At 65.7% G+C, this 13,115-nt stretch carries 12 protein-coding genes; all 12 read right to left on the minus strand.

Going from position 1 to position 13,115, the window contains the following annotated elements:
• Window positions 1–22: 22 nt before the first annotated feature.
• The 12 genes from ACGLYG10_RS03010 to ACGLYG10_RS03065 all read right to left on the minus strand — a co-directional run bounded on the left by ACGLYG10_RS03010 (window position 23) and on the right by ACGLYG10_RS03065 (window position 13,105).
• Window positions 23–1,492, minus strand: coding sequence for an FGGY-family carbohydrate kinase (locus ACGLYG10_RS03010; protein ID WP_073327689.1), 1,470 nt, complete (start codon window positions 1,490–1,492; stop codon window positions 23–25).
• Between the two features lie 164 nt (window positions 1,493–1,656).
• Window positions 1,657–2,661, minus strand: a complete 1,005-nt coding sequence (locus ACGLYG10_RS03015; RefSeq protein WP_211482959.1) for a D-ribose ABC transporter substrate-binding protein — start codon at window positions 2,659–2,661, stop codon at window positions 1,657–1,659.
• Between the two features lie 44 nt (window positions 2,662–2,705).
• Window positions 2,706–3,827: an ABC transporter permease gene (locus ACGLYG10_RS03020; protein WP_073327691.1), complete on the minus strand. Its 1,122-nt coding sequence runs from the start codon at window positions 3,825–3,827 to the stop codon at window positions 2,706–2,708.
• A complete protein-coding gene (locus tag ACGLYG10_RS03025) occupies window positions 3,824–5,419 on the minus strand; it encodes a sugar ABC transporter ATP-binding protein (RefSeq protein WP_139240735.1) in 1,596 nt (531 codons plus the stop codon). The genes ACGLYG10_RS03020 and ACGLYG10_RS03025 overlap by 4 nt, the downstream gene beginning before the upstream one ends.
• On the minus strand, window positions 5,416–6,069 hold the full coding sequence (locus ACGLYG10_RS03030; protein ID WP_108966056.1) for a DUF2291 family protein: 654 nt from the start codon (window positions 6,067–6,069) through the stop codon (window positions 5,416–5,418). Before ACGLYG10_RS03030 ends, ACGLYG10_RS03025 begins: the two co-directional genes overlap by 4 nt.
• Before the next feature lie 224 nt (window positions 6,070–6,293).
• Window positions 6,294–7,211 carry a PfkB family carbohydrate kinase gene (locus ACGLYG10_RS03035; protein ID WP_073327694.1) on the minus strand — a complete coding sequence of 306 codons (918 nt, stop codon included), beginning with the start codon at window positions 7,209–7,211 and terminating at the stop codon, window positions 6,294–6,296.
• Between the two features lie 14 nt (window positions 7,212–7,225).
• Window positions 7,226–7,672 (minus strand): RbsD/FucU family protein, encoded by a 447-nt coding sequence (locus ACGLYG10_RS03040; RefSeq protein ID WP_204519832.1) that lies wholly within the window; start codon window positions 7,670–7,672, stop codon window positions 7,226–7,228.
• Window positions 7,673–8,049: 377 nt separating this feature from the next.
• A complete protein-coding gene (locus ACGLYG10_RS03045; protein WP_073327697.1) occupies window positions 8,050–8,946 on the minus strand; it encodes a carbohydrate ABC transporter permease in 897 nt (298 codons plus the stop codon).
• 1 nt (window position 8,947) lies between these two features.
• The gene (locus ACGLYG10_RS03050; protein WP_073327698.1) at window positions 8,948–9,865 is read right to left on the minus strand and encodes a carbohydrate ABC transporter permease; all 918 of its coding nucleotides are present in this window, start codon (window positions 9,863–9,865) and stop codon (window positions 8,948–8,950) included.
• 74 nt (window positions 9,866–9,939) lie between these two features.
• Window positions 9,940–11,214 carry an ABC transporter substrate-binding protein gene (locus tag ACGLYG10_RS03055; RefSeq protein ID WP_073327865.1) on the minus strand — a complete coding sequence of 425 codons (1,275 nt, stop codon included), beginning with the start codon at window positions 11,212–11,214 and terminating at the stop codon, window positions 9,940–9,942.
• Window positions 11,215–11,366: 152 nt separating this feature from the next.
• A complete protein-coding gene (locus ACGLYG10_RS03060) occupies window positions 11,367–12,401 on the minus strand; it encodes a LacI family DNA-binding transcriptional regulator (RefSeq protein ID WP_083565354.1) in 1,035 nt (344 codons plus the stop codon).
• An 89-nt stretch (window positions 12,402–12,490) separates the two neighbouring features.
• A complete protein-coding gene (locus ACGLYG10_RS03065) occupies window positions 12,491–13,105 on the minus strand; it encodes an MBL fold metallo-hydrolase (protein WP_170866433.1) in 615 nt (204 codons plus the stop codon).
• Window positions 13,106–13,115 lie beyond the last annotated feature (10 nt).

Here is a 13,115-nt window from a genome sequence, read left to right on the forward strand (position 1 = left end):
ATGGTTGGTTGATGACCGCCGGTCAGGCGGGCACGGCCCGGGAGCGAGCCAGCGCGTCGCGCCATTGTGAGCGTGCGGCCGCGCGGGCACCGTCCTCGAAGGCCGGGCGGTAGCGACTGCCCTCCTGCTGCGCGACCGCCGGCAGCTCCCAACCCAGTCGGGTGAAGCCCATGAGGGCGGCACCCAGGGCGGAAACCTCCGCGTTGGCGGCCACGACCACGTCGCGGCCGAGCAGGTCCGCCTGGCACTGCATGAGCAGGCGGGAGGCGGTGGCGCCGCCGTCGGCGTGGAGAACCTGCAGGTCGGAGGTGTCCAGGGCGTCCACGACGTCGGCGATCTGGTGGGCGACGGCCTCAAGGGCGGCGCGTGCGACGTGGCCACGGCTCGTGCCGGCGGTGAGCCCGGAGATGATGCCAACGGCCTGGCGGTCCCACCAAGGAGCCCCCAGTCCGGTAAAGGCGGGCACCAGACTGACGCCGCCGGAGTCGGGCACGGTGGCGGCCAGCTCATCCAACTCGCGGCCGGGCTTCACGCCCAGCAGGCGGGCGGTCCAGTCCATGGCGGTGCCGGAGGCGACGATGTTGCCCTCGTGCCCGTACATGGGGGCGTCGGTGAGCCAGGCCAAGGTGGTGGACACCCCGGTGCGGACGGAGCGGTCCGTGCCGGAGGGAATCATCACCGATGAGCCCGTGCCATAGGTGGCCTTGCCCTCGGCGGTGTTGCGGCAGCCGTGGCCGAAAAGGGCGGCATGGGAGTCCCCGAGCACACCCACGATCGGCACGCCGTCGGGCAGGAAGTCCAGCCCGGCGGTGACGCCGAAATCGGCGTTGGAGGCGACGACGTCGGGCAGCGCGGCACGATCGATGCCGAACAGCTCGCACATGGCGGGCGACCAGTCGAGCGCGGCGAGGTCCAACAGAAGCGTCCGGGAGGCGTTGCCGGCCTCAATGACGTAAGCGGACTGATCGGTCAGGCGGCTTACCAGCCATGCATCCACGGTGCCGATGCGCACCGGCCCCGAACCGACCTGATCAAGCAGGTAGCGCATCTTGGGCGCCGAGAACATGGGATCCAGGCTCAGGCCGGTGGTGGAGGCGACGGCGAATTCACGCTCCGGGGAACGCAACCAGTCGCAGAACTCGGCGGTGCGAGAGTCCTGCCAACCGAGCATCGGGGCCAACGCCCGGCCGGTGACGCCATCCCAGGCGACCACGGACTCACGCTGGTTGGAGATGGTGATGCCGGCCGGCGTGCCCACGACCCCGGCCAGGCACTCCCGGATGGCGGCGCACTGGGCGGCCCATACGGCGTCCGCATCCTGCTCCACCCAGCCGGGGCGTGGGTAGGAGACGGCGACCGGAGCCGAGCCGGAGGACAGGATCGCGCCGTCTGGGGCGATGGCGAAGGCCTTGGCGTTGGTAGTGCCCTCGTCGAGGGCGAGGACGTAGGGACCTGCCGTTCCCCCGGGCGCATGTCGAGCCGCATCGCTCATGCAGCGCCTCCTTTCCTGCGTGCCGAGCGCGACCAGCGCTTGGCATTTTTATTCCTCGTTGAATCTAGATGTGAGCCTAGCAGGTGCCGCCGTGGTTGGGAAGCCCCGGGCCGAGGCCGATTCGGCCCGGGACCTCCCCTGACCGCGGCGCGAGCTACCGACACTCACTCCTCTTCTAGTTCGAAGAGCGTGTAGCGATCAGCGTTCGACCCGTCGATCAGGATGCAGTCCACGAGCTGCTTCTCCTTCTTCCCGGTCTCGCCGTTCTTAATGAAAGCGTCCGCCTGCTCCACGGCCATCTCGGAGATGTGCACGGCCGGCTGCATACCGGTGGCTAGCATCGTGCCCTCCTTGATCGCCTTGACAGCATCCGGAGAGCCGTCGAAGCCGATCACCAGGATGTCGTCGGTCTTACCGGCCTGCTGCACCGCGGCGACGGCGCCCACCGCCATGGTGTCGTTGCCGCAGATGATCGCCTGGACGTCGGCGTCGCGCTGGAGCAGCGTCTCGACCTTCTGATAACCGAGCTGCTGGTCCCAGTCGGCCGTCTCGGTACCGACCAGTTCCATGTCCGGATATTGGTCGAGCACGGAATGGAAGGCCGTGGACCTGACCTGGGCGTTGGTGTCCGTCTCCCGCCCGAAGAGCTCGTAGTAGCGACCCGCCCCCTGGAGGGTGTCCGCGAGCTTTTCCGCAACGAGCGCTGCACCCTGGGAGTTGTTGGCCACGATCTGTGCGGCGGCAAGGCCGGAGGTATTGATCTCCCGGTCGATCAAGAAGACCGGGATGCCCGCCTCAACGGCCTTGCGGACCGCCCCCTCGGTGGAGTCGGCGCCCGCGTTGTCCACGATGATCGCCGCGGCATTCCGGGAGATCGCGGAGTCGAACAGCTCGGACTGCTTGTTTACGTCGTCGTCGTGGGAGAAGGCGTCGGCGGTGTAGCCGAGCTTCCGAGCGGCGGCAACGGCCGCCTCGGCCTCCGTTTTGAAGAACGGATTGTCATGCGAAGGCGTGATGACCGCGAAGTAGTTGGAGTCACCGCCCGCGGAACAGGCGGCCAGTCCGGGCAGGAGGGAGATCGTGAGCGCTCCGAATGCGCCTGCGCGCAATACGGTGCGGCGAGGGATCGGGCTCATGGACGAGCTGATGGAGGTGATGGTAGATGTCATGATGGGTTCCGCTTCTTCTCTGCTTGTTTCACAGTTCGACGGGATCAGGCGGAGGCGTCGCCGGGACTGACCTCGGCCCGCTGAATGCGGGCGGCCTCCCGTTTGACTTCTTGTGCGGCCTGGGCGGCGGCACGAGAACGCTCGAGGCGCTGCTGCCCCTGGTCGAGCATCACGGCCAGGACGATGACCAGGCCCTTGAGGAAGGTCTGCCAGAACGAGGACACGCCCACGAGGACCAGGCCGTCGTTCAGGAAGCCGATGACGAAGGCGCCGATGAGGGCGCCCTTGACGTCCCCGCGCCCGCCCGCAAGCGAAGCCCCGCCGATGACGACGGCGGCGATCGCGTTCATCTCATAGGTCTCACCGGCAGCCGGTGCGGCAGCGGTGAGTTCGGAGGCGATGATGAGTCCGGCCAGGGCGGCCATGCAGCCGGAGACCATGTACACCCGCATCTTGACCCGCTTGACGGGCACACCGGAGAGCTCGGCGGCACGCTCATTGCCGCCCACGGCGTAGAGCCAGCGGCCGAAGGGGGCGCGGGCGACCACCAGGGCGACGACGATCGCGAAGATGATCATCAGCCAGACGCTGGTGGGCAATCCGAGCGGCCGGGACACCCCCAGGAAGGAGAATCCCGTGTTGCCGAAGGCCTCCTCGCCCGCCAGGTCCGGGTAGGTGGCTCCCTTGGAGATGAGCAGCGCCGCGCCGCGCGCCATATACATGGTGCCCAGGGTGGCGATGAAGGGGGCAACGTTGAATCTGGTGATCAGCAGCCCGTTGATCGCACCGACGAAGGTGCCCACCACCAAGGCGACAATGACGACCACCAGCACCGACGGGTAGGCGTTGATGTCAAAGACCGACAGGTGCATGCCCTTGAGCATGACCCCGGCGATAACGCCGGACAGGCCGACGATCGATCCGATGGACAGGTCGATGCCGCCGGTAAGGATGACCAGCAGCATGCCCAGGCTGAGCAGCGCGTTGTAAGCCACGTGCTTGGTCATGGTCACCAGGTTGGTGGCCGTCAGGAAGGAGTTGGACAGCGAGGCGAAGATGACGATCAGCACGAGCAGGGCGATGAAGGCGCGCTGCGCCATCAGAAACTCGCCGATGCTCCGATTGCCTATGCGCAGGCCGGACTTGTGGGTGGATGCGGGTGTCATGCTTGGTCCTCGTCCTTTGTGTCACTCGTCGCGGCGTTGTCTGCGCTCGCGGTGTCGTCGTCGGTAGCTGTGATCTGTTCGCCGGTCGCGGCCATGACCTGGTCGCGGGTGGTGGTGCGCGGGTCGAAGTCGGCCACGATGCGTCCGCGGGCCATGACGATCAGGCGGGTGGAGGCGCCCAGCGCCTCGGACAGTTCGGAGGTGGCGAAGAGGACGCCGACCTTGGTTCCCGCCACCTCGGCCATGGTGGAGAAAATGTCCGACTTGGCGCCGATATCGATTCCGCGGGTGGGCTCGTCCATGAGCAGCATGCGGGGTGCAGTCATCAGCGCCTTGGCGATGACGACCTTCTGCTGGTTGCCCCCGGAAAGGGAGGTGATCCCGATGCCTGGGGACTCGGTCTTAATGCGGACGGCCTCGATGCCGTGATTGATCTCCTTGACCTCCTGCTTGCGCTTGACCTGCCCATTGCGGGTGAGGATGCGCAACGCCGCCAGGCTCATGTTGCGGCCCACGCTCATGAGTTGGACGATGCCGTCGGCCTGCCGATCCTCCGGGGACAGGACGAGTCCGGCGTCGATCCGCTCACCGATTGGAGCATTGGATATGTCCTGCCCATCGAGCAGGATCCGGCCGGATGCGGCGGTATGCCGTCCCGCGAGCGTCTCCAACAGCTCGGTGCGCCCGGCACCCATGAGCCCATAAATGGCAACGATCTCCCCCTCACGCACCGTGAGTGAGAGGTTGTCAACCGCGATGCGCGACGGGTTCGCGGGATCCGGCACCACCAGGTCCTCTATCTCCAGGATCGGCTCGCCGGGAGTAGCGGTGATCGCCGTGAACAGATCGGATTGATCCCGTCCCGCCATGGTCTTCACGATCCAGGGCAGGTCCACGTCCGCCATGGGCGCCGTGGCCACGTGCCGGCCGTCGCGCAGGATGACCGCGGTGTCCGCGATCTCGAGGCACTCGTCCATGTGGTGAGAGATGTAGACGATGGCGACGCCGTCCGCGGTCAGTTCGCGAATGATGCGGAAGAGCACCTTCACTTCCGTGGCCGAGAGCGCCGATGTGGGTTCGTCCATGATGAGCACGCGCGCCCCCTCGACGAGGGTGCGGGCGATCTCGACGAGCTGCTGCTGCCCCAGCCGCAGGTCGCCCACGAGGGCGTTGGGGTCGATCGGCTCTTCCAGGCGTGCGAGCGCCGCGGCGGCCTGCTCCCGCTGCCGGGAGCGCGAGATGCCTGTAGGTGAGGCGATCTCACGGCCGAGGAAGATGTTGTCAACCACCGAAAGATTGGGACAGAGGTTGAGTTCCTGATGGACGATGGCGACTCCGTGCGCAACGGCATCGGTGGTGTCGGTGAAGGTGATGGGCTCACCGTCGAGCTCGATCGTGCCAGAGGTCGGCGGCTGCACTCCGGAGAGGATCTTCATCAGGGTGGACTTGCCGGCGCCATTCTCTCCGATTAGGGCCACTACCTCGCCCCGGTGAATCTCGAAGTCGACGCCGCGCAAGGCGTGAGTCGCCCCGAAGGCCTTGGTGATGTCGCGGCCGGCGAGGACGACGGGGGCGTTCTCGCTTACGGTCATGACGCCACCTCAATAGAGACGGGGGTGATGACGACGTGCGCGGAATCGGAGTATGCGAAGGCGCCGACCACCGTGATCTTCTGGCCGATCATGGAGTTCAGGTCGTTCTCGGTGAGCACTCCTGCCTTAAGGGGATCGTTGAGGGAGAGTCCCACCTGGGCGTAGTCGATCTGGTTCTCAAACATGTCGAAGGTGACCTCACCGGTAACGTCTCGCAGAGCCGTGCCCATCACGGCGGGACCCGTCTGGACGGAGACGGTGACCCCCGAGGGCACGCCGTCGACCGCTAGGTTGACCTGGCCGAAGCCGCCCTCCTCCACAGTGCCGGTGGTGGTCACAGCGAAGGTGTACGCGGCCTCACCGTCCCGGTGGCCGAGCTCCTCGCTGGTGCCCTCCTCGTCCTCCTGGAGATCTTCGAGCAGCCCCGCCAGGTCGGTGGCGTTGTCATTGACGTACGCAATGGTGGAGTCGTAGTGCTCGTTGGCGTATGCGACGGGATCCGTCGATCCGGCTGTGAGCACGGCTTCCGCCTCCTCCGGGGTCATGAAGGTGGTACCGAAGAAGCAGATGGCGAGTATCACCACCGCTCCGACGACCTTGAAGATCACACCCCAGGGGCGCCCGCGTCGTGTCTTGTTAGTTCGTGCCACCGCTTGAGCCTCCTCGCTCTGTCGTGGCGGATTCGGGACGATCCGCCTGCGTTGACATATTCATTCGTCCATGAATGACAACTCTAGTGTCGCCCGCGGTCTCGTTTCTGTCAACTTCATAACGGCGGTTGACTCCTGGGAGGGACACGAGCGCAGAAACAGCTCGGGGCCAACCGACGTTCGGCGGGCCCCGAGCTTCTGTGGCGCACTCACGCCGCTGCGGTTCAGATCCCAATGGGTTCGATGGCACCGTAGGAGGCGGCCGCGCCTGCGGATAGCACCGCCGCCGAACCCGCCCGCATGGCCTCCGCCACGGCCCGTTCAAAGTCCAGCCCAAGTGTCAGAGCAGCCGCCAGCGCTCCGACGGAGGCATCCCCCGCACCGGTGGTGTCGACCACCGGACCCGCGGAGATCGCGTCAACATGTGCGCCCTGTGGACCACCGGCAACCGCGGCGTCGTACCAGACGGCGCCGGCGCCCCCGAGCGTAATCAGCACGCGACGCGGACCCCGCTCGGTCAGCTGGGCGGCGGCGTCAAGCGCCTCCGCTGCGCCGCGCGGGGCGGGACGACCGAGAACCAGACCGGCCTCGGTCTCATTGACCACGAGGATGTCCACCGCGGCGAGATCCTCCGCGGCGATGCCGTAGACCGGCGCGAGGTTGAGAATCGTCGTCGCCCCGGCCCCGCGAGCGGAGGCGATGGCGGCCGCATTGGCGGCGGCCGGAATCTCACCCTGGAGGACGACGACGTCTCCTGCTTGCAGAGCTGCGGCGTCGAGCTGCTCGGAGGTGACCCGGCCGTTTGCACCCGCGTCAATGAGAATCGTGTTCTCCCCGGTGGCGGACACGGTGATGAAGGCGGAGCCGGTGGTCCCCTCATCTACCAGCAGGCCGCTCACATCGACACCATGACCGGCAAGTTCCTCGCGCAGCGCTGGGCCGGCGGCGTCAGAGCCGACGCGTCCGACGAAGCGGACGCGGGCGCCGGCATGGGCTGCCGCGGCGGCCTGGTTGGCACCCTTGCCGCCGAGCCGATAGCTGAGCGAACGACTGTAAAGGGTCTCCCCCGGTTCGGGGAAGCGGTCAACGGTGACCGTGGCGTCCTGGTTGATGGAGCCGATTACAACTACATGCGCGGACATATGGTCCCTCCTTGTCAGTCCTGCGGCCCAAAGCTCGGCAGCACGCCCTTGGTGAGCAGGTAGCAGCCGTAAGGCCGGGTCTCCTGGGTGTGAATGACCGCGGAGGCGGAACGAGCGGCCTCGTAGAAGTCGAAGCGTTCCATGGCGGCACCGGAGATCTCGCGCCCCTCGAGTTCCGTGGCCACGGCGAGGACGTCGCGGGTCACCTCGCGCAACTCGGTATCACCCTCGCCGATCATGTAGCGCACGGGCGCCTCGACGAAGGTGTCAAGCGGCATGAGTTCGACCACCAGTCGCACGGCCTCGGGACTGTTCAGCGAGGGCATGGGGATGACTGGTCGGCCGGTGGCGTAGGCGGGGTAGTTGGAGTCGACGACGGCGATGACGTCGCCATGCCCCATACGGGCCAGCACGCCCAGCAGTTCGGGCGTCATCAGGGTATTGATTCCTTTGAGCATCATTCTCTCCTTTGAAGGTAGTGCCGACGCTGGCGGCACCTTAACGCTGCCTGGGTTCCGGGGTCCCTCGCGCGCCCCAGGGTCTCGAACGCACCTGGCGTGACGGGTCGACGTACGTTACGGTTTCGTCATTATCCCCTGTTAGTTCCTGAAAGGGCCAGTTGATGATGGATGACGGCACCCGCATTGTCACAAACGGTGACAAACGAGCCCGGGACGTCGGCCCACGACTCACGAAACGTTGGAATCATGCGGCTGCGAAAACCAATCCGGGCACCGAGTCCGACGTTTGTCACCATTTCGGACGCCGCTGGTCACCGGACGCCCCACCCCCAGCTCCCCGTCGATCGCCCGACGCCGAGCCCGTCGATGCGGCGCGCTCAGCCCTTCACCGCCCCGGAGAAGGCGCCGGAGACGAAATAGCGCTGGAAGAGCAGGTAGACGATCAGCACCGGGATCGCAGTCATAATGATGAAGGCGTTCAGCGGCCCGTAGTCGGTGCCGTGCTGGGCGGAGAAGTTCTGCACGGCCAGCGGGATAGTCGCCATCGATCCTGATTGCAGAATTGTGGAGGCCATGGCGTACTCGTTCCAGGTAGACACGAAATCCAGGACGAACAGAGCAGCCAGCGTCGGCTTGATCAACGGGCAGCAGATCTGCCAGAAGATGCGGAAGGTGGAGGCGCCGTCGAGCCGGGCGGACTCCTCGACCTCATCGGGTATGGCTCGGAAGGAGCCGTAGAGCATGAAGACCTGGTACGGCACGCCGAAGGCGAGGTACGGCAGGATCAAGCCCACGTAGGTGTCCAGCAAGTCCGCCTTCAGCAGCAGTTGGAACATGGGCCCGAGGGCAACCTGGATGGGCACCATAGAGCCGACAGCGAAGACGGCGACGACCCACTTGGCCCGCCGCATATGGATACGGGCCAATGCGTAGGCCGCGAGTGCTGCGAGCAGCAGGCCCAACGGCACTTTGATGACCGAGACCAGCAGACTGTTACTGCCACTGATCCACAAGTCACCGGTGTCGACGGCGTCGGCATAGTTGCTCCAGAGCCACTGCGAGGGCAAACCGAGCGTAGATCCGCTCGCCAGGTCCGCTCGACTCTTGAAGGAGGTGAGCAGCATGACGGCGAAGGGCACCAGCCAGAACGCAGCCGTGATGAGTAGCGCGACCCACAGGCCGATGGTGCCCCAGTCGCGCGGCGGCCGGTTCGGTGCGGCGACTGCCCCGGCATCGGAGCCGACGGCGGTGCGGGCCACAGGAATAGCAGTCATCTCAGTCCTCCCCCTTCATGGACCAGGCCAGGTAGGGAACCACCAGGCACAGCGAGAGAATCAGCAGGACGGTGGCGACGGCACCACCGGCCCCGAAGTTGTGGTTGGAAAAGGACTGCTGGTACGACCACAGGGCGAGAACCTGGCTGGACTGCGCCGGCCCTCCCCCGGTCATGCCGACCACCAGGTCGTAGACCTTCAGCGAGTTGATAATGGTCAGAATGACAACGACGACGGTCGTCGGTCGCAGCGCGGGCCAGGTCACGTTGCGGAAGACCTGCCAACGGCCCGCCCCATCAACCTTGGCCGCGTCCACGAGCTCGGCCGGCACGGATTGCAGACCGGCGAGGAAGAGCACCATGTTGAAGCCGACCCCCTGCCATACCGAGGCGACAAAGATGGAGTACAGGGCGGTGCGTGGGTCACCCAACCACTCGTGGGCCAGTCCGCCCAGACCGACCGCCTCGAGTACCTGGTTGATAACGCCCATGGTGGGGTTGTAGATCCACCGCCAGATCGCTGCCACCGTGATGGATGCGAAAACGCTCGGGATGTAGAAGATCGAGCGGAAGGCATTGCGCCCCCATATGCGCTGGTTGAGGGCTAGGGCCATGAGGAGGGACAGCACCATGGGGATGGCTACCGATAGCACCACCCAGATCATTGAGTTCTTGAGGGCAGTCCAGAACACCGTGTCCTGCGTGAGCAGGTACCGATAGTTCTTGAGCCCGACGAATTCCTGGGCGGCGGTGGCGTAGCCGGACCAGGAGAAGAAAGACAGCCGTACCGAGTCAATCATCGGATACAGCAGAAATATGCCGTACAGCAGGGCCGCCGGGGCCAGGTAGGGCAGGGAACGCAGCACGCGGTGCTGTTTGATGGCCCGTACGGGCGCTGACGCCGTTTGAGCTGTTGCCATGGGAAGTTCTTTCGCTGAGCTTGTTGCGCGGATCGGACCTGAACTGGCCTGTCCGCTCGCGCGGTACCGGCCGATCAGGAGTTGGCGTCGATGAACTTCTGCATGGCCGGGCCGGCCTCCTCCGGGGCCATATCACCGATGAGGACGGCGTTCTGGATGCGCCAGTACTCGGTCGTCTCATCCAGACTGAGGGCCTGGTCGAAGTTGTTGTACATCTCCTCCGAGGACTCCAGGATCGGGGGCCACAGTGCGTCGAGTGGGTTGGCCTCGGAGACTTCGACGTCCTTATTCACACTCACAGCCGCCCAGGCACCGCCGCTGCCGCCCATCTGTTCGGCCGAGGTGACGAAGTCGAGGAAGGACGCGGCCAGGTCAGCCTTCTCGGTGTTGGCGTTGATGTAGAAGCCCTCGCCGAATCCATACAGGCGTCCGGTTCCGGTGGGGAAGGGGAAGATGCCGACCTCTTCGGGGTCCATTCCGTTGTCCACGCACTGGGCGTCGAACCACGTGCCCTCCAGAGCCATGGCTGCCTGCCCGTTCCAGAACAGCAGGCTGGAGTCGTCATTGGAAATGGACATGTAGCCGGTGTTGAAGTAGTTATCCGCCCAGGTCTTGAGCTCGGTGAAGGCCTCGGCTACACCTGTCTCGGTGTCCCAGCCCGTCTTGTCGGTGACCAGGGTTCTGGCGACGTCGGCGCCGCATTTGGTTTCGATCAGTGAATCGAGCAGACGCATGACGTGCCAGTTGACGGTGCCGCCGAACTCGATCGGCGTGATGCCTGCGGCCTTGAGCGCGTCACAGGCGGCGATGAGCTCGTCATAGGTGGTCGGCTCGGCGGCGATGCCGGCCTGTTCGAACAAGGTCTTGTTGTAGTACAGGCCCTGTGCCTGCAAGGTCCAGGGGATGCCGTGGTAGCCGCCGTACTGGGTGATGCCCGCCAGGGATGCGGCGGTGAAGCGGTCCTCCCAGCTGTACTGCTTGTAATAGTCGGTCAGGTCCAGGCTCATACCCGCCTCGACAAGATCTCCTCCTAATCCCGGTCCCTCCCAGTACCAGTAGATGTCCGGTCCAGCGTTGGTGCCGGAGACCTGACGCATGGACTCCTTGAGTGAGTCGGTGGAGTGTGTCTCGTACTTGACGGTCACGCCGTTAGCCTCTTCGAAAGCGGCAACCAGGCGGTCGATGTCCTGCTTTTGGGAGTCCTCGAGTGCGCCGAGCCAGAGGGTAAGGGAGTCCGCGCCACCGCCCGACGCCCCTCCTCCCTGGCGTCCGCAGGCGGCGAGAGCGCCGGCAGTGAGGAGGGCGGTACCGAGCCCGATGGCGTGACGGCGAGTGAGAGTTGTTTTCATGATGTCCCCTGTGGCGTTGAAGCTGTCGTGCGGCGGCAGTGCCGGACAACGGCAGGTCTCATGTTCATTCAACATTGAATGAACACTGTTAAGCATAACAGTCTGCGCTCTGCTGTCAAGGGCTGCGGTTGCGTATTCGCACCGAGGTCGACTCAGCCCAGCGCGCCCAGGTATCCGGCCGTCGAAGCGCGCACCACCAACTCGGGCCGCGGCGCATCGTCGTCGTAACTGACGCCGGTTACATCGGCGACGGCCCGACGCAGCGCTACCTCACCAATCCGCTCGAAGTCGATACGTGCAGTTGTGAGCGGAGGATCCATGAACTGTGCGTCGGGCATGTCATCGAAGCCTGCAATCGCATAGTCGCGGGGCGCTATGAGTCCCCGCTGGCGCAGTGCACTGATGAATCCCAGAGCAATGGTGTCGCTTCCCGCGAAAACGGCGGAGAACGATCCCGCCTCCACCCGCCCAGCACATTCGGCTCCGGAGGCGGCGTTCCACTCACGACTCTCCAGCACCGGCAACCCCTCCAGGCCGGCGGCGGTCATCTCCGCCTCGTAGGCGCGCCGCCGGGCGACCGCCTGTGCCCGGTCGGATGGCCCCGATATGTGCAGGATCCGGCGGTGCCCCAGCGCGATCAGGTGCCGCATGACCGCACAGGAGGCCTCGTAGGAGTAGGGGCCAACGGCGTCTACGGCCTTGTCAGGCAACTCCGCCAGAGTTACTAGCGGGACCGCGCCATCCACGTAATCAATGATCCGCTTGATGCTGTCATACGGGGAGCCCACGATCAGGGCGTCCACGCGCATGGACAACAGCGTGTCCACCTCTGTCAGGAGTGCCGCCCAGGACTCTGCGCTTGTGGCGGGATCGCGTTCCATGTGGGAGATCATCACCGCCTGTCCGGCCTCCCGAGCCGCACGCGTCAAGCCGCCCATGATCCCGGAATTGCCGTAATTGAGCGGCCCCAGCAGCACTAGCCCGATCAGGTTCGTGTGCCGCGCCTTCATCTGCAGCGGAATGCGATTGCGCACGTACCCCAGCGCATTTACGGCGGCCTCCACGCGCGCACTGGCGTCGGCAGAGACATATCCGCCGTTGAAGTAACGCGAGACGGTCTGAGCGGACACTCCGGCGGCACGACCGACGTCGACCATGCTGGGTCGCCTGCCTTCCACGCGCGCCATGCTGCCCAAATCCTTCTCGGTTGCTCCCGGCCGCACCGAGCCTTCTCGTCGCGGCTTGCCCTATGCCGCTCAGGGTAGTCGGCCCCGAATCACTCGGCCGCGTCGCACCGTCGTACCGCGCGTCTGAGGCGCGCGACCGTGATGGGGAGGGAGTGTCCCGACAGCAGTTCCGTGCCATCGGGGAGCGTGAGCAGCCTGGTCTCCAGGCTCTCACGGAGCTTGCCCGCATCCCCCGTCGGAAAGATGGTCAGCCCGGGGCCTCCCTCGTAGACCGTGTCACCAACCACCGCGAAGCCGGCCTGTTCGCAGTAGAAGGCGCAGGAGTCATCGGTATGCCCGGGAACGTGCAGGACCTCGAGTTCGACGCTCGATCCCTCCCCCAGGGCCAGGCGGTCGCCGTGTTGGAAGTTCTCCACACCGCGGACCCGCAGGGGCGCGCCGTGGGCGGCGGACAGGTTCAGATCGGGGTCGCCCAGGTAGCGCTTGGATTCCGCATGCGCCAGCACGGGGACGCCCAGGGCGGCGCGCAGCTCATCCACGGCCCCGACATGATCGAAGTGGCCGTGCGTGAGCACGATGGCCTCCACGGTCCACTGATGCCCGCGCACGGCACGCAGAAACAGGTTCGCCTGGGCACCGGGGTCGATCAGGAACGCATGTCGCGTGACCTCGTCGACGACGAAGTAGCCGTATGTGGCAAACACGCCCCGGGCC

Source organism: Actinomyces glycerinitolerans, assembly GCF_900098745.1.
Taxonomy (GTDB): domain Bacteria; phylum Actinomycetota; class Actinomycetes; order Actinomycetales; family Actinomycetaceae; genus Actinomyces; species Actinomyces glycerinitolerans.